The sequence below is a fragment of the Paraburkholderia sp. MM5496-R1 genome (assembly GCF_050436205.1).
GTDB classification, from domain to species: domain Bacteria; phylum Pseudomonadota; class Gammaproteobacteria; order Burkholderiales; family Burkholderiaceae; genus Paraburkholderia; species Paraburkholderia tuberum.
On sequence record NZ_JBNDLT010000002.1, the window covers coordinates 1,520,067 to 1,544,013 of the forward strand.

Annotated in this window: 22 protein-coding genes and 1 pseudogene; 13 read left to right on the forward strand and 10 right to left on the reverse strand. The window is 58.5% G+C overall.

Translation table 11 applies throughout. The annotated features are described in order from the left end of the window. Window positions 1-508: 508 nt before the first annotated feature. The 4 genes from OKW38_RS13945 (at window position 509) to OKW38_RS13960 (ending at window position 3,728) form a co-directional block, all read left to right on the forward strand. Window positions 509-1,315: an IS5 family transposase gene (locus OKW38_RS13945; RefSeq protein ID WP_429361929.1), complete on the forward strand. Its 807-nt coding sequence runs from the start codon at window positions 509-511 to the stop codon at window positions 1,313-1,315. A gap of 1,049 nt (window positions 1,316-2,364) precedes the next feature. Further along, a complete protein-coding gene (locus tag OKW38_RS13950; protein ID WP_429361931.1) occupies window positions 2,365-2,730 on the forward strand; it encodes a response regulator in 366 nt (121 codons plus the stop codon). Between the two features lie 111 nt (window positions 2,731-2,841). Next, window positions 2,842-3,414 (forward strand): DUF3331 domain-containing protein, encoded by a 573-nt coding sequence (locus tag OKW38_RS13955; RefSeq protein WP_429361933.1) that lies wholly within the window; start codon window positions 2,842-2,844, stop codon window positions 3,412-3,414. 104 nt (window positions 3,415-3,518) lie between these two features. Next, on the forward strand, window positions 3,519-3,728 hold the full coding sequence (locus OKW38_RS13960) for a hypothetical protein (protein ID WP_429361935.1): 210 nt from the start codon (window positions 3,519-3,521) through the stop codon (window positions 3,726-3,728). A gap of 270 nt (window positions 3,729-3,998) precedes the next feature. On the opposite strand, the pseudogene OKW38_RS13965 reads toward OKW38_RS13960, so the two are convergent. Next, window positions 3,999-4,265 (reverse strand): annotated as a pseudogene (locus OKW38_RS13965) (SOS response-associated peptidase family protein); the annotation flags it as partial. A 143-nt stretch (window positions 4,266-4,408) separates the two neighbouring features. Between OKW38_RS13965 and OKW38_RS13970 the strand changes: the two are divergent. Both OKW38_RS13970 and OKW38_RS13975 read left to right on the forward strand, forming a co-directional pair. Beyond that, the gene (locus OKW38_RS13970) at window positions 4,409-4,798 is read left to right on the forward strand and encodes a response regulator (protein ID WP_429361937.1); all 390 of its coding nucleotides are present in this window, start codon (window positions 4,409-4,411) and stop codon (window positions 4,796-4,798) included. A gap of 1,558 nt (window positions 4,799-6,356) precedes the next feature. After that, a complete protein-coding gene (locus OKW38_RS13975; RefSeq protein WP_429361939.1) occupies window positions 6,357-6,755 on the forward strand; it encodes a fasciclin domain-containing protein in 399 nt (132 codons plus the stop codon). Window positions 6,756-7,674: 919 nt separating this feature from the next. Here the strand turns inward: OKW38_RS13975 and OKW38_RS13980 are convergent. Next, window positions 7,675-7,869: a hypothetical protein gene (locus OKW38_RS13980; RefSeq protein ID WP_429361941.1), complete on the reverse strand. Its 195-nt coding sequence runs from the start codon at window positions 7,867-7,869 to the stop codon at window positions 7,675-7,677. Between the two features lie 160 nt (window positions 7,870-8,029). Here OKW38_RS13980 and OKW38_RS13985 point away from each other — a divergent pair, with 160 nt between their 5' ends. The 4 genes from OKW38_RS13985 to OKW38_RS14000 all read left to right on the forward strand — a co-directional run bounded on the left by OKW38_RS13985 (window position 8,030) and on the right by OKW38_RS14000 (window position 12,986). Further along, on the forward strand, window positions 8,030-8,914 hold the full coding sequence (locus OKW38_RS13985) for an SDR family oxidoreductase (RefSeq protein ID WP_429361942.1): 885 nt from the start codon (window positions 8,030-8,032) through the stop codon (window positions 8,912-8,914). Between the two features lie 77 nt (window positions 8,915-8,991). Continuing rightward, on the forward strand, window positions 8,992-9,690 hold the full coding sequence (locus OKW38_RS13990) for an SDR family NAD(P)-dependent oxidoreductase (protein ID WP_429361944.1): 699 nt from the start codon (window positions 8,992-8,994) through the stop codon (window positions 9,688-9,690). 899 nt (window positions 9,691-10,589) lie between these two features. After that, window positions 10,590-10,784: a type II toxin-antitoxin system Phd/YefM family antitoxin gene (locus OKW38_RS13995; protein WP_429361946.1), complete on the forward strand. Its 195-nt coding sequence runs from the start codon at window positions 10,590-10,592 to the stop codon at window positions 10,782-10,784. Window positions 10,785-12,434: 1,650 nt separating this feature from the next. Beyond that, window positions 12,435-12,986: a hypothetical protein gene (locus tag OKW38_RS14000; RefSeq protein ID WP_429361948.1), complete on the forward strand. Its 552-nt coding sequence runs from the start codon at window positions 12,435-12,437 to the stop codon at window positions 12,984-12,986. 479 nt (window positions 12,987-13,465) lie between these two features. Here OKW38_RS14000 and OKW38_RS14005 read toward each other — a convergent pair whose 3' ends face one another. The 6 genes from OKW38_RS14005 to OKW38_RS14030 form a co-directional block, all read right to left on the reverse strand. Beyond that, a complete protein-coding gene (locus OKW38_RS14005) occupies window positions 13,466-14,092 on the reverse strand; it encodes a hypothetical protein (RefSeq protein ID WP_429361950.1) in 627 nt (208 codons plus the stop codon). Between the two features lie 290 nt (window positions 14,093-14,382). After that, a complete protein-coding gene (locus OKW38_RS14010) occupies window positions 14,383-14,895 on the reverse strand; it encodes an HAD domain-containing protein (RefSeq protein ID WP_429361952.1) in 513 nt (170 codons plus the stop codon). Window positions 14,896-14,918: 23 nt separating this feature from the next. Beyond that, window positions 14,919-15,455, reverse strand: coding sequence for an HAD domain-containing protein (locus OKW38_RS14015; RefSeq protein ID WP_429361954.1), 537 nt, complete (start codon window positions 15,453-15,455; stop codon window positions 14,919-14,921). A gap of 153 nt (window positions 15,456-15,608) precedes the next feature. Next, window positions 15,609-15,965, reverse strand: coding sequence for a hypothetical protein (locus tag OKW38_RS14020; RefSeq protein WP_429361955.1), 357 nt, complete (start codon window positions 15,963-15,965; stop codon window positions 15,609-15,611). A 74-nt stretch (window positions 15,966-16,039) separates the two neighbouring features. Continuing rightward, window positions 16,040-16,249: a BPSL0761 family protein gene (locus OKW38_RS14025; protein WP_429361956.1), complete on the reverse strand. Its 210-nt coding sequence runs from the start codon at window positions 16,247-16,249 to the stop codon at window positions 16,040-16,042. A 756-nt stretch (window positions 16,250-17,005) separates the two neighbouring features. Beyond that, window positions 17,006-17,524, reverse strand: a complete 519-nt coding sequence (locus OKW38_RS14030; protein ID WP_429361958.1) for a hypothetical protein — start codon at window positions 17,522-17,524, stop codon at window positions 17,006-17,008. A 62-nt stretch (window positions 17,525-17,586) separates the two neighbouring features. On the opposite strand from OKW38_RS14030, the gene OKW38_RS14035 reads away from it, so the two are divergent. The 3 genes from OKW38_RS14035 to OKW38_RS14045 all read left to right on the forward strand — a co-directional run bounded on the left by OKW38_RS14035 (window position 17,587) and on the right by OKW38_RS14045 (window position 20,442). Next, window positions 17,587-18,390, forward strand: a complete 804-nt coding sequence (locus OKW38_RS14035) for an IS5 family transposase (protein ID WP_429363759.1) — start codon at window positions 17,587-17,589, stop codon at window positions 18,388-18,390. A 149-nt stretch (window positions 18,391-18,539) separates the two neighbouring features. Beyond that, window positions 18,540-19,916 carry an IS4 family transposase gene (locus OKW38_RS14040; RefSeq protein ID WP_429361960.1) on the forward strand — a complete coding sequence of 459 codons (1,377 nt, stop codon included), beginning with the start codon at window positions 18,540-18,542 and terminating at the stop codon, window positions 19,914-19,916. A gap of 277 nt (window positions 19,917-20,193) precedes the next feature. After that, window positions 20,194-20,442: a helix-turn-helix domain-containing protein gene (locus OKW38_RS14045; RefSeq protein ID WP_429361962.1), complete on the forward strand. Its 249-nt coding sequence runs from the start codon at window positions 20,194-20,196 to the stop codon at window positions 20,440-20,442. Between the two features lie 543 nt (window positions 20,443-20,985). On the opposite strand, the gene OKW38_RS14050 is transcribed toward OKW38_RS14045, so the two are convergent. Continuing rightward, window positions 20,986-21,414: a group II truncated hemoglobin gene (locus OKW38_RS14050; RefSeq protein ID WP_429361964.1), complete on the reverse strand. Its 429-nt coding sequence runs from the start codon at window positions 21,412-21,414 to the stop codon at window positions 20,986-20,988. Window positions 21,415-21,451: 37 nt separating this feature from the next. Continuing rightward, complete coding sequence (locus OKW38_RS14055) at window positions 21,452-23,941, reverse strand: ABC transporter permease (RefSeq protein WP_429363761.1); 2,490 nt, start codon at window positions 23,939-23,941, stop codon at window positions 21,452-21,454. Window positions 23,942-23,947 lie beyond the last annotated feature (6 nt).

Below are 23,947 nucleotides of genomic sequence, written 5' to 3' on the forward strand. Positions count from 1 at the left end.
ACTGTTTGCACGTGCATCGAGTTTTACCGCTAATGCCAGGAGAAAACGTTTTAGGTCGGCGCTTCCATGTCTTGCCAGAAAATTTTCCTTGAGCTCCTCAATACGTGCCTGCCGCGACGCCGGATACAGCATGCATGGCCACATGTGATGCTTCCTACAGACAGCTCCAGCAGATACGCAGTATCAATGTGAGCCGTTGTGGCGCTTCGCATCCTTCTAGACGCAACCCGCGCGCAGCGCTTATATCCGCCTTCGCATCCACCTCCTGTGTCAGGGCGGGCGAGAGGCTGAATGAGAATGTTGCGCCGCCTTAAGAACAACTGGGGGCCCAGATTTGCCCACCATGGGCTGCATGAATTGAACTGGAAATCGCAGACCCATCGCCCTGCCGGAAATGCAAGTCGTGAAGAACGGTTCGAAGGTCGCGGAAGCTTTTCGTCGCGAATACCAGACCCCGAGTCCTTAGAGCGTGTTAGGCACTTTGTGTCAGACCTGGTAACCTGGCGGCATGACAGAACGCAAGCCATACCCAACGGATGTTTCGGACGAGGAATGGAGCTTCGCCGCTCCGTACCTGAGCTTGATGAGCGAAGATGCACCGCAGCGCCGATACGAACTGCGCGAGATGTTCAACGCGCTGCGCTGGATGGCGCGCGCCGGCGCGTCCTGGCGTATGCTGCCGACCAACTTCCCGCCGTGGGAACTGGTCTACCAGCAAACGCAACGCTGGCTGAACGCGGGTTGCTTCGAGGCGATGGTGAACGATTTGCGCTCGGTGTTGCGCGTGGCTCAGGAACGGCAAGGCCAGCCCAGTGCGGTCATCCTGGATGGACGCACATTGCAGTCCACGTGTGAAAGCGGCCCGCGTGCGGGCTACGACGGTTACAAGCGCAAGCGAGGCAGCAAAGTCCACATGGCTGTCGACACGCTCGGCCTGCTGCTCGCGGTGCATATTACACCGGCCAACGAGCAGGAGCGCGCCCAGGTGGGCGAGCTCGTGCGTCAGGTTCAGCGCGAAACCGGTCAGACGGTGAAAGTTGCATTCGCTGACCAGGGCTATACGGGCGACACGGCTGCGCAGGCCGCACGCGAAGAAGGCATTGAGCTGCAGGTCATCAAACTGTCTGAGGCGAAGAAGGGCTTCGTGCTGCTGCCCCGTCGCTGGGTGGTCGAGCGCAGCTTTGGCTGGCTCAACCGATTCAGGCGCCTTGCACGCGATTACGAGCGCTTGCCTGAAACGCTGGCAGGCCTGCACTTCGTCGTCTTCGCCATGCTTATGCTCGTTCATGCTGCACCGATTATGCAAAGTTCCTAACACGCTCTAACCGCGGCGACAACATCGCCTTCAGGGTCAAGGCGGGACTGGACTATGCACGGTTCGGCACCGCTCGTTAAAACTCCTAAGCGAAGTTATACGCCCGTATAACCAGGTAACGCCAACGCGGTATCGACATATCCGACCGCATAGTAGATTTTCCGTTCGGCAAAACCTACTCTTCTCTCATCGAGACAGCGTTGCCGTTATGACAGTGCAAAGCTCGCGGTTCGGCCCGACCACAACATCGCCTTTTGGGGTGGCCCGACCCGTTCGTTTTTTTAACGTCTTCAAGGATTCATCGTGTCAGCTGTTTTGCACAACTGGATATATATCGGCAGTAACGCGTATGCGGAGTACACGTTCGTGCCGTGGCTTGACAGGAACATCTATCGCCGTACCGTCGACCTCTCCGCAATATGCATCCAGTAGCCGCAAGTCAGGGACTATTCGACCTCTAGCCACGTACCGTGAAACTCTGTTGTGCAGGTCGTTGACATTTCAACGGCTTCCGGCACTGACGCACCGCGCGGATGCACGCTACCGAAAGACCTTGGTGAGCCACCAATGGCCGCAAAGCGCAAGTCTGCATTGAGGAGCATCACCCCATCGGGAATTCCGACTCTACGCGAAGACCTCAAAACACAGCTCGCGCCCATTGCCACCGCACTGACGGAGGAACTCGCGGCGCTGTTGACAGCCGCTCTCGACGACGGAAGAAAACAGACGCTCGACCGTCTGTCGCAGGCGCTAAGCGACGCGGTCCCAGAGTTTCTGCTAGGGGCGTTTGAACAGAAAATGCTCGCAGCCGGAAAGTCAGCGTCGGAATGTCGGCCATCGCTTGTCGCGGTAAGGCGCGCGAGTCAGGCTGCTCCCACTGGGCAAGCATGCGCACCTGATGAAGACGGAAGCGCAGACTGTGCTGTCGGCGACGTCAGCTGCCGCGAGAACGCTCCCGTCCAACGGACTGCTTTCAACGCGTGCGAGCAGCGGAATAGCTGTTGCCGGCAAACAGACGAAGTGAAAGACCACCGCTTCGGGGGCGGGTCATGGTGATGGTGTTACTGGTCGATGACGACATGAGCCTGCTTCAGGCGCTTGAAACGTTGATTTGCGGAGAAGGTTACGAGGTAATGACTGCGTTGAACGGGGATGAGGCACTGCAGGCAGCACGCCGAAGGCGCCCTGACATCGTGGTTTCGGATTTCATGATGCCGGTCATGGACGGGCCCACCCTCATAGGTGCGCTCGCGGCCGAGCCGGACTTCGCAACTATTCCTGTCCTTTTAAACTCAGCGGTGGCGACACCACCGGCCCACCTGCAGGTGGCGGCATTTCTCAGAAAGCCAGTCGCGGCCCCGCGCCTGCTCGAACTGCTTCGACTGCACAGTCACAGTAAGGCCCAATCGCCGTGACTGGTCACTTCGATATGCCGCCAATGGAAAGCCATTCCTGCCTCCATCGAGGAGTACCGCATTTTCGAAGAAAGCGCAGCCGCTGGAAACAGTGCTAAAGGGAGGAACACGATGTTGAACGCTGAACCGAATACGGGCTCCAACATCCTGTCAGAGAGTGGCTCCAATCGTACGTCTATTGTCCCCGCGCTGCCTTCAGCCCACTATCCGTCGCCGCACCGGCCGGGCGGGCTCGCCCAGTCAAAGTCCGCTTACGGCACTTCGTCGCCGAATGGCATGGACCCCTGGACATCGACGCTCGCAGCCATCCATCGATTTTCTTCCCCGCCAAACCCGATGCGAACTGCTCCGGACCTGTCCGGCCGCCGCCGCTCCACGGGCGAGCCGTTCCGTCCGCGGCAGACGGGCTGCGGCGACGTGCGACCCTTCACTGTGACCGTCGTTGAGGAACTGTCCAATTATCTCTTCGTGCTGCGCTGGCGTGACGCGACCCTTTGCAACTACGAAGAGCAGGTCTGGGCGGCGTGTCTCGCTCGCGCGTCAGGGTGTTGCGCCCTATCCGGCAAGCATATCAATCTGGGCGACTCGGTCTACCGTCCCCGAGTCCGCGGACGAGTCATACCACTTAACAGAGACGCAATGATTCTCGCCAGCGAGCTGGTCAAAGCCCGCACAGGCGCCTGACACGCGCTGGAGTTAATGTATGTTGGACTCGGACTCGCTAAAGCATCCCCAGAACACAGGCGGTCTCAGGGTGCTCTCCACCGCCTGACCACAGGAGGTTCAATGTGAAACTTGAGGCAGCCACGTTCGTGCGACTACGCCGTCTCGCCCCGGTTCTCGACGACATTCTCAGCGCAGGCGAGGTCGACCACGCAGACCAGGCCGTAGGCCTTTATTCGCTCGCCCAGCTATGCTCACAGCTCTTCGATGCATACCGCGGCCAACATCCAGGCGAGATTGCGCAAGTGCGACTCGACGCCCTTGAGTCGCTGTAACGCACCGCTTAGGGACTGGCTGCCTGCTTCAGGTGCCTCGCAGCCATCAAAAAGCCGGTTCCGTCGGCATATGCTATCCAGCTTTTTTTCCGAATTGTTGCGTGTCCCACACCGTCAGCCTGTCATGGATGAAAGAAAGCGAGATAGCATAGTTGCTTATCTTTGTCGCCGGATTAAGGCGATTGGCATCAAGCCGGACAACCTTACGCCTGCAATTGCGAGCGACCAATCAACGCAGAAAGGAGCGCGCTACCGCAGTGCGACCGGAGACGCCAGCCTTTTTCGCCGTTTGAAGAGGTCCTGTTCGAGCTTCGAAGTCTGTTGCTCGTTGAACTTGTCGATAAGGGCCTTGATGGCGCCTTCGGCGTCAGTTTGCGGCTCAGCGAACGCATCTTCCATCGCCTTGGGTATCTTCGCGCTGCTTATGCCTTCGGTGCGCTCGAAAAACAGCCGCGCAAATTCGCTAATGTCCGTGATGGCGCCGAAGGTGCGCACGAATTTTCGGTAGTCAACCAGAATCTGAGCCGAGTAGCACATCGATGCCTCCGTTTCATGCTCCCATGACACGCATTCTCTCGAACGACGCGAGCGCGACGAATATGCGGCGTCGATGAATGGCCCCGTGAACTTTGGCCTGCATCGAGTTGCCAAACAACATGTAGCGACTCTTGCGATTGGTCATGACAAGCGTACTGCTGGTAGACGATGATGCGGAGGCTTTGGCCGCGTGGGGCGCAATCTGTGCCGCGGACGGATTTGAAGTAAGAAGCGCGAGCGACGGCCAGGCGGCATTGAAGATGTTCATCGAGTCCCCTGTCGACATAGTGGTTGCCGACTGGCGCATGCCGGTGATGTCGGGAAGCGAACTCTGTCACCGTTTGCGAACACGTCCCGGTTTAGCTGACGTCACATTCATTCTGGTTTCGGGGGAGCCCAGCCCACCAGCCTTCGTCAGCTACGATGGGTTTCTTCGCAAGCCTGTAGATGGGCAAATGCTACTGGCCACAATGCAACGGTTGCTGGCGGACAACGTCACGCACCGGGAAACGCAGCGCGGCAGAGCAACGTAGTCGAACGACCGCTGCTTGGGCCGACGGGCAACTCGAAACATGCCGACTGACGGAGCCCAGTGAGGGGTACGGGCACAATTTTGGTCAGCAAAAATTCCTGCTCACCGTTTGCAAACCGCCAAGCAGATGCGACATGTCGACAAGTCACTGGGACTCGGTCCGAGTCGAGGTCTACGTCCTGACGCATGCAATTCGCGGCGTCTATTTCGGACTCAAGGCGCCCGAGTGCCCAAACTCTCGTAGTGACCTCCATTCCGCTCGCTCTTGAAGCCGGCGCGCTTCGCATGTCCAGAGGCTTCCCGAATCAGGCGTCCCCGAACCTTAAAGAATGAAAGGGGACCGGGCCAGCCCCACCAAGGACGTCGGCCCCCATCTCGGCGCGGGCGCCTGGTGCTTCCGTTGTTGGCTCGCGCGCCGTCAGTTTGTTTTTAGCTGCCCCCGAAAAAAACGTTGCATTGTGGGTCCACCCTGCAGGGCCTGCTGTGTTTTACGCCGCTTTGTACCCTCGTATCGGGCATACCGCCATATGCCTCCATCCCCGCACTGGGGTCGGTGGCTTGAGTCGCGGCGTTTTCCTGTGGGGCGGGTTGAGGGGCTTGGGGCGCGCCTTGCGAATGCGCAAACCCGGCCATGACAAACAACCCTGCAGCAGAAGCGACCATCAGTGATGATTTCACGTTGGCTCCTTTAATCTACGTTGAGTTTTCCACGCATGAGATTCGCTATTCGCGTGCTCCGAACTCGAAATCGACACGGGATTTTCGGACGTGCGGAGCCCACTTCGGGTCTGCGTGGCTAGCTGCCCTGATAGATATCGCAGGACAGGCCCACCGTGCACGCGGCACCGTTTCTGGCTTTGCCGCTGCCGCTGCTTCCGCCGGGCTGGGGTCCGTATCCCAGGTCAGGGGTGCGGTCCATAGTCGTGGCCGGCTGGGCAGTTGTCATGGGCTGCTGGGCAGACGACGGGTCAGTTGTGCCCGACGGTTGCATTTGCTGCGAGTGGGCGGCGCCGGTCGCAGCGAGCAGGGATACCGCACTGACTACAGCTAAAAGTTGCACTTTCATCTCGTCACCTCTTTGTCGTCAACGTGTTGCGAATAACACGACTCCGGAATAACAAGGGGATTGGCATCCCCACGAGCACGCGAGGGTTGCATTAGGCCTTTTCTCGCTCCTTGCTGATTCCTGCTTTCGCTTTACCAAATGCCGTACAGCGTCGTCTCCGACGCCGTTTAGCCGAGCAAATGCGAAGTTGGCTTGTTGCACCGTTTGTGCCCAAAGCCGGACTTATTCGATGACTACCTGGGTAATGACGCGAGGCTGGTACCGGGCGGGGCAGAAGTATGCGCAATGAGTGCGCCGGTGACAGGACGTTGTACGCCCATTGACCAATAAGACCGCTGCTGCGTTTATGTTATAGAACGCTAAGGTCATGATTGACAGCGGAATCGACAATCGGCAAATCAGGGGCGACAGTCGCGCCTGGTCGCTCGCACTGCCATCGGAAGCAGCGACACACCTGTCATCCCCCGCATCCAGCTACCCGAGGCCCCCGTATATGCAGTCAACGCAGCGCAATCCGGCGTCGCGTCATGAGGAAACCTCTCATGAAGCACACTGCTTTTCTCGTTGCTGCCGTGTTGTCAGCCGCAGGGTCCGGGTTTTCGCGGCTAGCGATACCGTCACGGCGGGCGGTCAGGCGACGTATCCCGTTGAAGACATTGTGGACATCGCGATGAATTCGACGGAACACACCACGCCCGTCGTCGCAGTTAAGGCAGCAGGCCTCGTGGGTACGCACAAGCGTGTTGCGCGCCTTATCGTTTTCGCACCAACCAATGAAGCATTTGCAGCATTGCCGCCGGCCACGGTCGACAACCTTATCAAACCAGAAAACAAGCCGATGCTGACCTGTATCCTTCCCTGTCCCGTTATCCCGGGGCGTTACGATTTTTAGTTGCCCGACCAGCCCATCAGGGAAGGTGACGGCGAGGTGGAACTTAAAACCGTGAACGGCGAGACGCTCACGTCCTCGGACGGACGGACCACACAACATCGTGCTATTGGACGCTGCGGGGGCACACGGCAGACATCTCGGCCTACGACGCCATCCAGGGTAACGGCGTAGTCATGATGGTCGACAAGATACCGATGCCGAAGTAGCAGGACCGGCGCGCACGGTCAAATGTTCGAATCCAGCCCGGCTCTGTCATTTTCGGCGCCAAACCACGACTTACCTGCATGCCTGGCGTCCGGATAAGGCAACTGTCTGCCCTGTTCTGGCCCGAGCGGCTGCTTGCGTTTCGCCGCTGCGCAATCAGTCATCCAACGGTCAGCCGTTAGCGGCGCATGAAACTTCGACGCTGCTACAGCACGCGCCGAAATCGCAGGAGAAATGTGATGGAAAAGGTAACGCGGAAAGTCGTGCTGGCGTGCGTCGCTGTCGTCTCGCTCTGCGCCTCGAGCGCGACGTTTGCGCAAGGTGGAGGGAATGGGAACGGTGGAAGTGGGGGCGGCGGTGCTCACGGTGCCGCAACAGCAGGGATGACATACCACAGCGAGCCTGTCTCGAGCCCGTGGAACGCGAGACCGGGCAAAATGACAAAGAACACTGGCTCGACCGATACAGGCATGCACAGTATGTCGCCGGACGACGATGTTATGCCGGCAAAAACAGGGCAGTAGTGCCCGCTGCCAGTAAAAGGCTGGCGCGTTTCATACAGTTCTCCTGTCCCGCTCACTGCTGGCGGGTACAGGGCAAGAGCGAGCGGCTGGGACTGTACGGGTGGCTTGCCAAACCAGGTAAAACTGAAATGCACATTCTGGCCGGCAGCCCCCCGCCGGTCATGTAGGCTTTCACGATGAATACGACGCAGTCAGAAAGTCGTCGGCGACCTGGACTCGCTCACCAATCTGCAGGGTCGCTGCCAGTCGCAGTTAGCACTGGCGTCAAGTCGTCTGCGTACCACGCCAATACTTACTCCTGCCGCGGGCACCGAGTCTGCGCGATGCGCCTCATAGGGTGCTGGCAGCAGCTTGCGCTTGGCAAGGTCGCCAGTTGCACGATACAAACCTCAAGCGAAGGAAGCCACGCGCGAACGAGGAGTTCAGCGACTGCGGCTCACAACGAGATGAGTAACGTACGCCATCCCCTTCACGAGTAACGTCTACATCGGCAACGGCGTGATGACGGCAGCAGCGTATGCTACAGGGAGTGTTCAGGAGACAACCATGACCCTTGCCGGCAAGACCATATTCATGTCTGGTGGCAGTCGCGGCATCGGACTCGCGATTGCACTCAGAGCCGCACGCGACGGCGCGAATGTCGCGATTGCCGCAAAGACCGCCGACCCAGACCCACGTCTCGAGGGTATGATTCACACGGCGGCTGCAGTTGTTGAAGCTGCTGGCGGCAAGGCGCTCCCGCTTGTTGTGGATATTCGCGACGAAGAACGCGTGAAAGCCGCGGTTGCCGAGACCGTTGAGTTGTTCGGTGGCATCGATATCCTCGTGAACAATGCCAGCGCCATTCGACTGACTGGCACGCTAGACACACCCGTCAAACGGTACGACCTGATGCATGGGGTCAATGGCAGAGGCACGTTCGTGTGCGCGCAAGCGTGCCTGCCGCATCTCCTCAATTCGCCGAACCCGCACATCCTCACGCTATCACCTCCGTTGGTCCACGACGCAAAATGGTTTGGCGACTTTCCGGCATACACCATTGCAAAATACACAATGAGCCTGTTCACATTAGCGCTTGCCGGGGAGTTCAAAGACCGAGGTGTCGCAGTCAATTCGCTGTGGCCTCGAACAGCTATCGCGACCGCGGCTGTGCGAAATGAGATTGGTGGTAAGGACATGATTGCAGCGTGTCGCAAGCCTGAGATAGTTGCCGACGCGGCCCACTATATCCTGACGCGCCAAGCCAGGGAGTGTTCGGGAAATTTCTTCCTCGACGACGAGGTTCTGCTGGCAGCCGGTGTGCGCGACTTTGCACAGTACGACGTGCAGGCTGGGGCTGCATTGCAGGCAGATTTCTTTGTGGAGGCCTTGCCGGGCATGTTGCCGGCGGACAATATGACGAAGCGTCCATCCCGCAATCCCCTCCGCTAAATAGTTAGGATGTGCGGAAACGGACTGACGGCACGGCATACGTAGCTACTCTAGTCCCTGTTGAATTCGGAGGAACCGTGAATCGAACCGAGACAGCGCTGATTGTGGGTGCAGGAAAGGGATTGAGCGCCTCCCTTGCTCGCCTGTTTGCGGCGGAAGGTATGCAGGTTGCGCTCGCCGCACGCGACACGAGCAAGCTCGCCGACCTGGTCGACGAGACGCGTGGAGTGGCTGTGGGCTGCGACGCCAGTCGCCCGGACGAGGTTGCAGCACTCTTTGACCAGGTAGAGCGCGTCTTTGGCGTCCCCGACCTCGTTGTCTACAACGCGAGTGGCCGCTATCGCGCGGCAGTTGAAGCCATCGAGGCAGAGAGACTTGAAGCCGCCCTTAGGGTCACCGCATTCGGCGGCTTTCTCGTCGCGCAAGCCGCAGCCGTGCGCATGCTGGCCCGCGGCCACGGCACCATCCTGCTGACCGGTGCTACGGCAAGTGTGAAAGGGCTAGCCGGTTCGACACCGTTTGCCATGGGAAAATTCGCCCTGCGGGGAATGGCCCAGTGTATGGCGCGAGAGCTTGCCCCAAGGAATATCCACGTTGCGCATTTTGTGATTGACGGCGGCATTGCCAGTAGCTGGGCACAATCAGACGATGGCGGCACGGACGACAAATGGTTGAACCCTGACGCAATAGCGTGGGAATACCTGCACGTTCATCGTCAGCACCGCAGTGCGTGGACGTGGGAGGTGGAACTCCGACCATGGGTGGAGCGGTTTTAGGAAACACCGCTCACCTCACGACGCTGCGAATTTGGCCGCTATGCCAGCCGTGGTCTCCCTGAAGAGACAGTGAGATACACCTCGCCATTCTTTCAAAGACTTCGCATGGACGTGGTTATGATTGGCACATCATCCCTATCAACCCCAGCACATGACGCCTGGCTTAGCCCGGATGCATCGAACTTGCAGGACATGTACGCGATACTTGATGACAGGAACCGGCCGTACTACGCGCACCGTCTCGCTGCATGACAGGCTCCCGCTTTCCGACAATCCAAGCATGGACCTTTGGATACAACCTTGCGCGGAGTGCGCCGACCTTCATGGCAAACCGGCGGCAGAACCGCCTCATCAAAATCTTGTGCTCAACGGCGTCGGTACGGTTGAAGATTCCCGGCGAGAGGAGCACTACACGTGCACGCAGTGCCGGGCTGCGTTTGCTCGCATTCTCGCGGGACCTTCGAGGCGACATATTTGGTTGTTGTTGAACGCAAGGCAGCACTGAGGGCTTGCCACAAACTTGGTTCGATTCCAGCCATGGATTCGCCAGCGGGTATCAACGTAACTGTTTTGGACTTATTTCGGAACTACAGATGGGACCGCACCGACGGCGGAAAAGAGAGTCAATCTTACTACTCAGTCATCCATTTCATCGGCACCATGGCCGCCTTCCACGACCAAAAATGGCATTCCGTCGTTACTCTAGTCGGTAGCCTGATATGTGTACCCATCCCCGATGCCTGCGCGACTGAGAGGCTCCCCGGCACGTACCAGGGATTGCGGGTCCTTTTCTTTCTAAGATATTTACGCATGGCGGGACGATGCGCGACTGTGCGAGGCTGCAGGTCAACTCAGTCTAGATTGATATCAAATTAAGACCTTGGTCAGGAGAGACGCCTGTGAAACCCCGCCTAATCAAGCCCGTCAGCTACCTGAAGAGCCATACGGCCGAGATGGTGAAAATCGTCACCGAGACTGGCGAGCCCATCCTCATCACCCAGAACGGCGTGGCTTGTGTCGTTGTTCAGGACGCGCAGTCCTATGAGGACCAGCAACAAGCGCTCGCGCTTCTGAAAATTCTCGCTCTAGATTAAAAAAAACATTCGGGCGGGCAACTTCCGTGACCCGGGTGCATTCTTCGCTGAATTCCAAGCTGAAGATGAGAGTCGTTCCTCATGAAAGTCATTCCCCTACCGTGAGCGTTCAGCGCGCACTCGGCCGGCTGGATTTCGCGCAGGAGATTCTCGATGCAGTGGGAACCAGCCGGCTTGGAAGCAGGCGGAGAGAATTGGGGACTGCTCGAAGACGCGGTGCAATTTCTAGACTATCCGGGAGAGGCATCGCACTCAAGCTGCGCTGTTCGGCACAAATCCAATTTTCAACGAAACTTACCGATACCCCGTAGATTTCAATGGCTCGGTCATCGACATCCATTGCCCCGAACTGCGCCCGTGCTACGCCAAATCCCTTCTCCGAGGCGGACAAGAAGTTCGTTTCGATTGCACTCGAGACTCGACTGGACGTGGCCTTTAGCCTGACAGCCGATTCCGTGTTGCCGACGGCCCGTCTGACCACCCACCAATGACGTTGCGGAAAACGCGATTACGCTGCCACCCTAGATAAGACATGCCCGTAGTCCGGGCGTCATCAAATAACCGCTGGTTGATAACCTCGGACATCGCATTCCATTGCACGGGCGTCGATGTTTCCGGATGAATCTTTCTCAGCCTAGTGTTGCATGCAAGAGCGAACTGCGACCGCTCGTGACCACACCGACACAGGCTCGTATCCCAGCATTAACTTCATCGCTCCACCAAGTCCTTATATTTAAATATATAAACACAAAATCCAAATGCTTATATTTTTTAAAAAAATCAACGGAAATTCATTTTAACCGTTGATTTATATCAGTCGAATAGTTAATCTCACATCACCCCTTTGAAATCAACTAGAACTATTTATACAAACGAATGACTATCTACAACCCATACCAAAATTTCGACGTCCCGCTGGGACTCCTTCTGCCTGCTGCTGAATACGGTTCCCCCAACCCACGATTTCGAGGGTTTGTTCTTGAACAGCCCGTCGAATTCGACCCACTAAGCTGCGCTAACGCGCGCCGTTCAAGGTTTGCCACATTGGTTATAGACGGTTCTCGTACACCGATGCTGCTATTCGTAATTCAACTTGCTGACGCAATCTTGTCGTGGCTGGCCGACCCAGCGGACTCTGCCGTCTCAAGCGCCGTTAACAGTTGGAATACCGACGGGTCGGCTTCGGTAGCGTTGAGCCGTGAAAACACGCACCTATTTGTTATTCCCTTGACGCGTCGAATCGACAAAGCCGCACTCCTTCGCCCTGTAAAACCTGTCCAATCATCAGCTATTTTTTGTGACCAAGCGATTGAAGCTCTTAGCTCGGGAGCAGTTGGCGAGGCTATTACTAGCAATTTTCCTCTTAGCACAAAGTCGACCTACTGCATGATTCATACCGAAGGTGTCGCCACAGCTCTCGCACGTCAAGGATATCAGGCCAAGTACGACGCCAAAACGAAGAAATTGTTGGCACAGAAAGGTCAACTCGCCTCCCTCTCAAACTGCAACTACACACATCTCCCTAACGGCAACCTAGTAGCGAATGCAGTGAGGCACCCTCTGCGGCCGAGACGTTGCTGCCGCCAGATTAGGTGCGCCTGCAAGTTAATCCCAAGCCCAAAAACTCGTTCAATCCGATGTCTACAAAACATGAGCAATCGAACAGCCCTGACTTATGAAGTAAAAACGTTAACCTTCGACGAAGTAAACGAAAGCGTACTCGGTGACATTGAGGACCATACATCTCTAACAGAAGAGGAAGCCGATATGTTTGTCGTACCGGCATGGGTAATGCTTGAATCTGTTCCACACTGTGACGGTCAGGATTGTATTGTCGTTAGCCTGCGCGACATGAGCACGAGTGATTTGATGAACGGTTCACGTGACGTTTGTGCGGGCGTTGCGTCGTGGTTTGGCAGGTACTATCCATGCCTGATGCTGAACGGTGGCCTGATTGGAATTGACGCAGAGACCATTCTCGACGCACATATTGAGGTTGATGAGCCTTTGCTCATTGTCTTCGATTGCGAAGACGGATGTGTTCTCACCAAAACAAACTTTACGGCACAACTGGAAAATCAATTGAAAGCAATTGTCGCGGCAAAGGATTATCTCCCCACCGCTAAGGTGGGAGATGACGGACGAAGCATAGACCAGACGAAATACGCTGCGCTAAGCGCCGCGTACTATGGCTTCGCTTAGCCTCACTTTCGCACTCTATCTACATGAGACGACACACGGCCGCTATGCGCGGAAGTGCTCCTCGCCGCCCGAAGCGAGACAATGCCCGGCGTGAGCAATCGCGCCCGGAGGTGTGTGAGAAATTCGTTCTCCACCCAGAGTTATGTTGGAGCCCGATTGTGAGACATAGCGTCTCTCATTCGCGGTTGATGGCCCGCTTCGTCCGAAGAGCCAAAGTACTGAGCGAACTCTCAGGAACTATCCTGAAGCGCCGCCGCTTGCGAAGCCACTTTCTGTCTACTCCGGGTTTGCACCCCTGTCGCTTGGCGGCGTTTCGCCCTGACTATTTGGTTCGTCCGTGCGACTTTCGGCATCCTGCGGGCGGTCAATCCCGGCTTCGTTATTCCAGCTTGAAACCGTTCATCCGACTCTCCTGCGAATGGTGAGATAGGCCGTCCATGCATCTGGTGCTAGCAACAATAGACCGCCTCGCCCCTTCGTCATTCGTTTGGCTCGTCGCTAGACGCAGAGCGCAGCGGAAGGTCCGCGTCATAGTTATAGAGACCTAGGCGTTGAGATTCGCTCATGAGGGCCTCGAGTGCCGCTTTCTGCTCGGTGCGCATCCTCTGCCGGTACTCGGTCAAAGCGACAATCGGTATCCATTGAACAGCACCGTCTTCGTCCAGTCGACCTGAAATTTTGCCGTCAAGAACCAGTGAGCGCAAATAAGCACGCGAAAGGCAGAGCAGCCGCGCGGCAGCATCGAGCTTCACCTCGTCATAGTTGGCAGGAGCACGGCTGCGCTCCCGACAATCCGGAATCAGCTCTGCCGTCGCATCCCGCCATGCCTTACCGCCTCCGATACCCTTCGCGACCGTGTTAAACACGAATTCCGCATCGGCGTGATACCCGCTCGGGCCGACAAGCTGGTAGATTCGCCCGCTTAGTGTTTGTGCCGTACGTGTAGTGCTATCCAGATGAAGTACTTTTGTGCTGACGCGACCATTACGCGTTTCCCGACTGTATCCTACAAAATGCCTCGCACCGTCAGCAGACTCGCGTATCGACCAGTGGCTTAGCCAGACGATTTCGGGGCCGTCTCCAGCAATCTCAAGATAGATAGACATTCCCCCTCCATATCTCCATCAACGTTCTCCACGGCTACGACTTAGCCTTCGGCCTGCTCTTTGGTCGCTGCTCAAATTGTTCGTCCCGAATAGCTCTCTTAAATGCGCGACCAAGCTCCGCGCTGGACGTTGTCATCAGCTCTACGTAGAGGCGCGGAGTTATTTCATATATCACAGGTTCGAGGCCGTGGTCGACTGCTACGGCTAGTTGCTTTTTAGCCCGTCGGCTCGGTCTGCTCTCAGATATCGAGTCTGTGCTTTCACCACGCGTCTTTGCTTTCCTGCGCGCGTTAGTTCTCGGCGTCATATCTGGGCCCGTCCGTGAAATACTGCTGTAGCCTCTCGCGGAATTGCTCGACCACAGCACAGTCGCCCAACCCTGCATCAGTTTGACAATGTACAAGCTTGTGCCGGTGCGCTTCGAATCCGTCCTTTCGGTCATCGACCGCTAACCATTTGAGCGGCGCATTGCGTTCGACATAATCCAGAATTTGCTGTCCGCGTGAGAGAACTGGCCAAAACAGCGGATTGCATGCGCAACCGTCGAACGTCGCACCGACTATGCGCTCCTTAATTAGTGACGATGGAATCGCGTTTCGCGTAAATTCCGTCCCGAGGACGACTGACCAGTCGCTTGAAAGCACGATTTCTACATCGGAATAAGGAAGTAGCAATTCGTCGAGCACTGGAACGTATTCGAACAATGCAATTTCTGGGGAACTGCTTATCACCCGGTTGCCGGCACGACGAGCGCCGCCTCGATGCAGCACGCCGTCTATATCCATAAATAGAACCTTTCGCATCGTTCTGCTCCGAAAAAATCGGCCTATCCGAATTGTTCAGCGAGTCGAATGCGCAGCGCATTCCGGGTGCCGATATCACCGAGGCCCAAATTCTCATCACATCGGACGACATGTGAGAGGTGCTCACCGAAACCCTTTACGTCATCGTCAATCGCGAGCCATCTGGTCAAACGATGTGTCCAGACATAGCGTAGCACCTGCGTCCCGCGCTCAATCGTCGACCACCTGCCCGCGTCTGCAAATTTCGAGTGATACGTTGCGCCGACAACTCGATTCCTAAGCGTGGCAGGCAACGCGTCTCTCGCTCGTTGAAAACCAAGAGCAGGTACCCACGATGTTGAGAGAACTATTTCCACTCCAACATGCGGCTCCAAGAGCTCAGACAAAACTGGGGCGAATTCGAACAGATTGATTGAAGGAGACGCGCTCCGAATACCGTGTCGCGTCCTTACCGCGCCAAGGCAGTGAATAACCCCGTCAAAATCCAAGAACAGGACCTCCCGGCCCCTTTTCGTCTTTTCAACCCTGTCGTTGCTCTCAGTCATAGAAGCGCTCAACATCTACATCCAAGGCTATTGGCAGGCGCCTGAACGTCTGCCCTCAAGGCCGCTCGCTGCAGGTCACCGTACGAAGATTGTGGAGTCGTCGAGTCGATAATTGCATTTAAAGCCGCTTTCAAGCTGCATGTTCGCCCCTCCTGAGCTCGATGCTTTCTAGTCGACCAACGATACGCGGCCACCAATTTCAATATAAGCCTTGGCACTCGTTTTTCCATCTACCCACAGCACAACTTGCCCGGCTTCGAGCTCAAATGCGTGCATGTCCGGGCTTCGCACCGGCCTCAATGCGACGACGCGTCTGAACGCCATTGGCCCCCCTTTTTCCTTCGAACAGATATACACATCTGCCTCAGTCTTATCGGCGCTTTCTTCAGTCAGCAATTTGTACAGGTCTGAATATGTCTGCACCACAAACCCGTCCCCCATACCCCGGCCCTCGCGCGAGCCGTAGCACACGTAAAACCAAGGACCGCTTACTTTCATCGGCGATGTGGGGCTGGAATTACTCATTGGTGTCACTGCGTCGCGCCCTTTCTCAGGCAATTCTTCAACCGGCGGAGACACAGGTGAACGACAGCTCTGCATCACTTGATATCTCTCCCAACGCGTTGGGGCCAGCACATCGTCTGCTCCGCAATCAATCGGAGGGTTCCGTCGTCTGGGTACTGTCTGATGACGCGAAGTGCTAACTCTCGCAAACCGCAGGCATTGAGTTCAGAAGGCAAGCGAGATAGCTGCAGGAGCAGGCCTCGCACCTCCCTCGGTGCTCTCGTTCTCTCATAGCGCATAGTCATGGCGTGGTCCCATTTCGCAAATGGGTAGGCCCGGTTCTCAAAGAGACGAAACCGTCGCCCGAGAGATACCAGCACAATCGAGTTCCAGCCTTGAGCCTGAGCGTACTTCTGACAGCACGAGGCACCGTGACCAGGCTACGGCCGCTCGGTTTGGAAACACCCAAAAACCTCCGTCTTTTGCGTTGAGCAAGCCTACCTCGGTCGGACAAATTCGGATTTTCGTTCGACCACCTGCGAACAAGGCGGGATGGCGCGTATCTGTTGATTGCCTGCGCCCATCTATGGCTACGCAGACCACGATTAACAAGTTCCTGCTGACGCTGACTTACCTGGTACCGCGTCACGTACCGGAGATTCGTGGGCCCATCTGACAGAACGACCACGTGCTCGGGCTTTTGGGCTGCTATTACGTGGCGCTCGCCCTCTACTGGCTCGGGACCGCTTGGGTATCGGATGTCGTACCATTCACCGTATCGCAATCCCGTCTCATGAGTCCAAAGGTAAGAATCCACGAAGGCTTCATGAATCTCATCGGACTCGTAGACGTCCGCGTACGAGTCCAGGTAAACCACTACAGCGTCAGGGTCAGCTGTGACGAGCTGCTCAATCAGTTCACGGACTTTCATTCCACGTTCCCGCTTCGATTCCAGTTGCCCAGCGGCCAGTGCCACTAGAGTTCGCCCCGATGTACGAATCTCACGCCAAACCGGTCGACGGATGTCTCCGGGGACGAAAGCTCTGAGTTATCCCGCCTGTTTAACGCTTTCCGACTAGGGCGTGCAGGCTTTGTTGAAACAGAGTGTCTTCTCGCGCATGCATGAGCGAGAACATTCGTCTGGCACGGCGAAGGGCATGCCCCGAAACCGTGGCACGCAGCATGTCGTCGTACGAGAGCTCCCGGATTGCAGGCTCTCCAATTGCCCGTAGGTGCGAGACCAGAGCTGATTGCGCTGATTCGTTAAATCCGAGCTGCATATCAAAATCAACACGTTGGAAGTCGGTGGGTTCTGAAAACTCAGTCTCTTTGGAGGCAATGACCACGTATGGCTCGGCGCGGTCTTTCATGAAATCAAAAATCGCTTCTTCCTGCCTATCAGCCAGCGTGCTGACGAAATTTGTGACACGCCGCCCCAATATAGAAAATGCTTGTCGCAGCGAGTCTAGGCTGTAATGAAACGGCCAAGCGTTCCCGGCGACGATGACCACACCTGGGTAGTCGCGCACAGTTTCTGTCAAAAGCAACACGTCCGGCTCAAGACTTCGCATGTTTGCCATCGCGCCCTGCTCCTTAGAGCGTGTTAGGCACTTTCTGTCAGACCTGGTAACCTGGCGGGATGATAGAACGCAAGCCATACCCGACAGATGTTTCGGACGAGGAATGGAGCTTCGCCGCTCCGTATCTGACCTTGATGAACGAAGATGCACCGCAGCGCCGATACGAACTGCGCGAAATGTTCAACGCGCTTCGTTGGATGGCGCGCGCGGGTGCATCGTGGCGCATGCTGCCGACCAACTTTCCGCCGTGGGAAATGGTCTACCAGCAAACGCAGCGCTGGCTGAACGCGGGTTGTTTCGAGGCGATGGTCAACGATTTGCGCTCGGTGCTGCGCGTGGCGCAACAGCGTCAGGGCCAGCCCAGCGCGGTCATTCTCGATGGACGCACATTGCAGTCCACGTGTGAAAGCGGGCCACGTGCGGGCTACGACGGTTACAAGCGCAAGCGGGGCAGCAAGGTTCACATGGCTGTCGACACACTGGGGATGCTGCTCGCGGTGCACATTACGCCGGCCCACGAGCAGGAGCGCGCGCAGGTGGCCGAGCTTGCGCGTCAGGTTCAGCACGTCACCGGTCAGACGGTGAAACTTGCGTTTGCTGACCAGGGCTATACGGGCGACACTGCTGCACAGGCCGCACGTGATGAAGGCATTGAGCTGCAGGTCATCAAGCTGCCTGAGGCGAAGAAGGGCTTCGTGCTGCTGCCCCGCCGCTGGGTGGTCGAGCGCAGTTTCGGCTGGCTCAACCGCTTCCGGCGGTTGGCACGCGACTACGAGCGCCTGCCCGAAACCCTGGCAGGCCTGCACTTCGTCGTCTTCGCCATGCTCATGCTCGTTCATGCTGCACCGATTATGAAAAGTACCTAACACGCTCTAGGAAGAATGGCACTTACTTAAGCCTACATGGAGGAGAAGACGCGGGTAAGTGCTTGAAGAGAAAGGGAGGGGGCTGATCCAGGGATTGATACGATGGTTGTTACCAGGCAAACACCGTCTCATTCCAAAGATCAGCCCCCATGGATCGTAATGCACGAAGTCATCACAGGCAAACACGAAGCAGGGTTCAAAGCCGGGCGTGCAGGGCCCAGGCGGTAGACTACTTCAACATACTGACGAGCCCGGGGCTGTTGGGCATAACGGAAGCGTATTTGCCAGAACATCGGGAACGGCTGTATCCGCCGACGGTGACACTGTCGATGTTCATGCGCCAGGCGCTGGAAGAGGACGCCTCCTGTCAGAAGGCGGTCAACGGGTGGGCGGCGCAGCGAGCTGCCGACGGGCTGCGGCCCATGAGTGTGCGTACGGGAGGCTACTGCCGCGCTCGCCAGAGACTGCCGCTGACGATGGTGCGGGAGTTGGCGCGCGAGACGGGGCGCCAACTGCATGAGCAGGCCGAGGCTGCCTGGAAGTGGCGCGGGCGCCCGGTCAAGCTGGTTGACGGCACCGGGATCTCGATGCCCGATACGCCGTCGAACCAGGCCCGTTTCCCGCAGTCCAGTGCTCAGGCCGAAGGAGTGGGCTTTCCATTGGCCTATCTGGTTGCGGTGATCTGTCTGGCAAGCGGCGCAGTACTGGAGTCGGCGGTCGGAACTTACGCGGGCAAAGGCAGCGGGGAGCTGACGGCGTTTCGCATGCTGCAAGGCACGTTTCGCAAAGGTGACGTGATCGTCGCCGATGCCTTGTACTGCCACTACTTTCTGATGGCCTCAATGATCGCCGCCGGGGTGGACGTCGTGATGGAACAGCATGGGGCACGCCGCACCGACTTTCGGCGAGGCCGGTCCCTGGGCACGCGCGATCACATTGTGACGTGGCCCAAACCCCGGCAGCGTCCCGACTGGATGACGCATGAGCAGTACCAGGCCTTCCCCGATGAACTGATGGTGCGCGAGTCCAGGCTGCATCACCGGGTGCTGGTCACCACGATGCGTGATGCACGCAAGACCAGCAAACAGGACCTCTCGCAGTTGTACGCCAGGCGCTGGAACGTGGAACTGGATCTACGTAACATCAAGACGACGATGGGCATGGATGTGCTGCATTGCCAGACTGCCCACATGAACGAAAAGGAGATCTGGGTCCATCTGCTGGCCTACAACGTGATTCGGCTGCTGATGGCTCAGGCCGCCAGTCACCATGCCACTGACCCGAGAACACTGAGTTTCAAACACACGGTGCAGTTATGGACTGAATGGCTGGCCAGAGGTCTGACGGCAACTCACAACCAGAGTCTCCTGTTCAACCTGATCACGCAGTCTTGCGTTGGGAGTCGCCCCGGTCGCATCGAACCACGAATGCGCAAACGAAGACCGAAGTCCTACCCATGGCTGAAAGAGCCTCGTCACATCGCACGTGAGCGCGTCCAAAAATATGGGCACGCTCCACGGGCTTAAGTAAGTGCCATTCGCTCTAGGAACCGAAAAATTTAGGTTCAACGGGCCAAGAGCGCCGCTCACGCAGAAAAAAACATAGACCACGGTGGCTCCATCATTGGAATTGAAAACAAAGCGGCACGGCCGCCTCGCACCGCCACGCAACCTCCAGTAACTGGTCGTTTTCACAATATATTGGTCATTCTGGACCAGACGACTCATGTTCACAATATATTGTGTAGATTGTTAAAGTCGCTGCTAGGACACTCTCCCCCATTCGTTCAGTACTGGGGGACAGATGAGCCGCATCGCCGCCTTTGGCCGGGTCGTCCGAGAGGAGAGGCTCGCGAGAGGCATTTCGCAGGAGGAGCTGGCCGAGAAGGCGAACCTGCACCGCAACTTCATATCGTTGGTCGAACGAGGACAGAGCAAGATTGCGCTCGACTCCCTTTTTGCACTCGCCGACGCTCTCGACACCTCTGCGTCGACACTGCTACGGCGTGCGGAAACCGCTGCGAACAAAAGGCAAGAGAAGCCCGATGAGTGACGTTAATCGGCGGATTGCTGACGCGCCAAACGTGGACACCCTAGAGCCTGCCATGCATTCGCAACATCAAGTTGGTCGCTCCGGACCCGTACTTCGCTCCCGCTCAAGCAACCACGTCTCGAAAACGTCCTGCCGCCAGCGCAGGTGCGCTCGGTCGAGAAGCAAGCCGAGCGCCGTGGCAAAAGGAGCCAAGGCCGCTGTCTAGAGCGTCGACGGATTGTTTGATAGAAAGTCCATAAACCTCGGCCAGTTCATATTTGCCGGGTAAGTGCGCGTAGAGGCCTTTTCCGGGGAGTCATGCACTGTATAGCGCGCCATCTTGAACGCGGCTCACGCAGGCGGCCGACCGGCGCTATGCCTTCCAGATACTGCCGCTCGAACGAAGTGGCAAATAGGTCGGTCTCATGCTTCCAAGCGAAACTTACCACCGCAAAGAGGCCGCAGCGGACCAAACGCAAAGTTATCCACAGGCGTCGTCTTTCCCCCGGACCCCCTATCTGCTGCTCGTCTCGAAGAGACGAAAGACTGACACCATCGTCTAGTTCATCTTTTCGTAACTAACGAATGTTGGTTGACCATCCAGTCGGCGGTTTCGAAGAACGAGCCGAGCAGGCGCTGGCGCAGCGGTTCCGGCAAGCCGACATCCTCCATCGCCCATGCCATGCACCTCAACCACTGGTCACGCTCGCTCGACGCGATCGCGAACGGCAGGTGCCGCGCGCGCAGACGGGGATGGCCAAAGCGGCCGATGTAATGATCGGGACCGCCGAGCCAGCCGCACAAAAACCAGAATAGCTTGTCGCGCGAACCCTCGAGCGACGCCGGATGCAGCGCGCGAATCCCGGCGAAATCCGCCTCGAGATCCATCAGGTCGTAAAACCGGTCGACCAGGTCGCGCACGCGCGTCTCGCCGCCCAACAGTTCGAAGGCCGTCGGCTTGTCCGAGGACACTTCGTCGTTCAAATCGCTCATACCCTGCTCAACAGCAAAAAGACATCACCAGGAAAACTCACGCGTCGCGCAGCGACTGCAGCGCTGGCCGCGCCAACACATGCCGCAAACTCAACCACCCGCCGACACCGGCACACGCGATGCCGGCCGCAATGCCCGCCGGCAGCAGCCACGGATCGAAGTCCAGATAAAACTCGAACACGTGCGTGGCCAGCATCGAGCCGACGATCTGCGCGCCGAGCGCCGCCATCAGGCCGGCAAGCGCGCCGACCGCGACGAATTCGGACACCTGCACCGACCGCACCTGACGATGCGATGCGCCCAGCGCACGCAGCAGCGCGGATTCTCGCATACGCTCGTCGCGCGTGCCGGCGAGCGCCGCGTATAGCACCAGCACGCCGGCCCCGAGCGTGAACGCAAACAGGAATTGCACCGCGCCGATCACCTGCTGCAACACGCGCTGCACCTGCGCGAGGATCGGGCCGGTATCGATCGCGGTCAGATTGGGATACGCGGCGATCAGGCCATCGATCGTCGACTGTTTGTCCACCGGCAGATGGAAGCTCGTGATGAAAGTCGCCGGAAAATCCTGCAACGAAACCGGCGGCATCAGCACGAAGAAGTTGACCTTGAAAGAACCCCAGTCGAGCTTGCGCACGCTCGTCACCGGCGCCTCGACAGTCAGCCCCGTCACGTCGAAGCGCAGCACGTCGCCGGGCTTCACGTTGATCAGCTTCGCGAGACCCTGCTCGATCGAGATCTGCGGCTTCGTCGTCTCGCCGAACCAGGTTCCCGCGGCGATCCGGTTGTCGTCGGGCAGTTGCGTCGTGTAGGACAGGTTGAACTCGCGGTCGACCAGTCGCCGCGCATCCTCGCCCTTGAACGAATCCGGATCGACCGCCTTACCGTTGATCGCGACGAGCCGCCCGCGCACCATTGGCGACAGCGCCGCGCCGGCGATGCCGTGCGCGTCCAGATACTGCGTGACCGCGTCGCGCTGATCGGGCTGGATGTCGATGATGAACTCGTTGGGCGCATCGGGCGGGGTTGATTTGCGCCAGCCCTGCACGAGGTCGTTGCGCGTCATCGCGATCAGCAGCAGGCACATCAGGCCGATGCCGAGCGCGGTGATCTGCAGCGTGCTGGTACTGCTGCGCCGCTCGAGCGACGCCAGCGCATAGCGCCAGCCGATGCCCGCATTGACGCGCTCGCTGCGCACCACGCGCGCCGCGCCCCACAACGCGAGCCGCGCGATGCCGGCGAACACCAGCAGCCCGCCCGCGAATCCACCCGCGACGATGCCCCCGAGCTTCAATTCCCCCGCGGCGAGTATCAGCAGCCCCGCGAACAGCACGATGCCGACCGCGTAGGCGGCCCACGCAGTGCGTCCCTCCTCGCCCCATTCACGCCGCAGCACGCGCACCGGCGGCACGCGCGTGAGCGGCAACAGCGGCGGCAGCGCGAAGCCGAGCAGCAGCACGAGGCCGGCCGCGATGCCCTCGAGCGCGGGCCACAGCGTCGGCTGCGGCAGCACCACGTCGATCAGGCCGCCGAGCCACGTCAGCAGCGCGAGATGCCCGAGATAACCGAGCGCCACGCCGAGCACGCCGCCGAGTACGCCCAGCCCGACGAATTCGAGCGTGAACAGCGCGCGCAGCGCGGCCTGGCTCACGCCGAGACAGCGCATCGCCGCGCAGCCGTCGAGATGCCGGCGCATATAGCGGTGCGCGGCCATCGCGATCGCGACGGCCGCGAGCAGCGCGGTCAACAGCGACACGAGCGTCAGGAAATGGCCCGCGCGATCGAGCGTCTGACGCACCTGCGGCTGGCCGTCCTGCAGCGACTCGAGTGCGACGCCGCGCATCTTGCCGCCGTCGACGCGCGCATGCGCAAACTTCGCGAAGCGCGCGACCGCCTCGTCTGAACCGGCGACCAGCAGCCGGTACGTGACGCGGCTGCCATAGGTGATCAGGCCCGTCGACGGTACGTCAGCGGCATTCAGCATCAGGCGCGGCGAAAAGTTGACGAACGAGAAGCCGCGATCGAGCTCGCGCGTGATCAGCGCGCCGACCGTGAAGTTGCGATTGCCGAGCTTCACCGCATCGCCGATCTTCAGCTTCAGCGCGTCGAGCAACTGCCGGTCGACCCACACGGTGCCCGGCGCCGGAATCGACGTCGCCGCATGATCGGCCGCACCCGGCGCCGCCGCGATGCGCAGCGCGCCGCGCAACGGATAGCCGGACGACACCGCCTTGACGGCGGCGAGCCGCGACGCCGGCTGCGCGCCGGTCGAATTGATCATGCTGGGAAAGATCGCCGTGGTGGCGGTGCGCAGGCCCAGGGCGTGCGCCTCGGCGGCGAATTGCGGATCGACCGGATGATCGGCACGCACGATGAAGTCGGCGGCGATCATGCGCCGCGCATCGCGCTCGAGCCCCTGATGCAGCCGATCGCCCAGAAACCCGACGCTCGACAACGCCGCGACCGCCAGCACGAGCGCGAGCAGCAACATCGTCAGTTCGCCCGCGCGCCAGTCGCGCGCCGTCATCCGCAT

Excerpts from the sequence above, each read along its gene's own strand:
- OKW38_RS13945 (WP_429361929.1), top strand. The coding sequence starts at position 509 with ATGACAGAACGCAAGCCATACCCAACGGATGTTTCGGACGAGGAATGG.
- OKW38_RS13950 (WP_429361931.1), top strand. The coding sequence starts at position 2,365 with ATGGTGATGGTGTTACTGGTCGATGACGACATGAGCCTGCTTCAGGCG.
- OKW38_RS13955 (WP_429361933.1), top strand. The coding sequence starts at position 2,842 with ATGTTGAACGCTGAACCGAATACGGGCTCCAACATCCTGTCAGAGAGT.
- OKW38_RS13970 (WP_429361937.1), top strand. The coding sequence starts at position 4,409 with ATGACAAGCGTACTGCTGGTAGACGATGATGCGGAGGCTTTGGCCGCG.
- OKW38_RS13975 (WP_429361939.1), top strand. The coding sequence starts at position 6,357 with ATGCAGTCAACGCAGCGCAATCCGGCGTCGCGTCATGAGGAAACCTCT.
- OKW38_RS13985 (WP_429361942.1), top strand. The coding sequence starts at position 8,030 with ATGACCCTTGCCGGCAAGACCATATTCATGTCTGGTGGCAGTCGCGGC.
- OKW38_RS14000 (WP_429361948.1), top strand. The coding sequence starts at position 12,435 with ATGAGCAATCGAACAGCCCTGACTTATGAAGTAAAAACGTTAACCTTC.
- OKW38_RS14005 (WP_429361950.1), bottom strand. The coding sequence starts at position 14,092 with ATGTCTATCTATCTTGAGATTGCTGGAGACGGCCCCGAAATCGTCTGG.
- OKW38_RS14010 (WP_429361952.1), bottom strand. The coding sequence starts at position 14,895 with ATGCGAAAGGTTCTATTTATGGATATAGACGGCGTGCTGCATCGAGGC.
- OKW38_RS14015 (WP_429361954.1), bottom strand. The coding sequence starts at position 15,455 with ATGTTGAGCGCTTCTATGACTGAGAGCAACGACAGGGTTGAAAAGACG.
- OKW38_RS14020 (WP_429361955.1), bottom strand. The coding sequence starts at position 15,965 with ATGAGTAATTCCAGCCCCACATCGCCGATGAAAGTAAGCGGTCCTTGG.
- OKW38_RS14025 (WP_429361956.1), bottom strand. The coding sequence starts at position 16,249 with ATGACTATGCGCTATGAGAGAACGAGAGCACCGAGGGAGGTGCGAGGC.
- OKW38_RS14030 (WP_429361958.1), bottom strand. The coding sequence starts at position 17,524 with ATGGCAAACATGCGAAGTCTTGAGCCGGACGTGTTGCTTTTGACAGAA.
- OKW38_RS14040 (WP_429361960.1), top strand. The coding sequence starts at position 18,540 with ATGGATCGTAATGCACGAAGTCATCACAGGCAAACACGAAGCAGGGTT.
- OKW38_RS14045 (WP_429361962.1), top strand. The coding sequence starts at position 20,194 with ATGAGCCGCATCGCCGCCTTTGGCCGGGTCGTCCGAGAGGAGAGGCTC.
- OKW38_RS14050 (WP_429361964.1), bottom strand. The coding sequence starts at position 21,414 with ATGAGCGATTTGAACGACGAAGTGTCCTCGGACAAGCCGACGGCCTTC.
- OKW38_RS14055 (WP_429363761.1), bottom strand. The coding sequence starts at position 23,941 with ATGACGGCGCGCGACTGGCGCGCGGGCGAACTGACGATGTTGCTGCTC.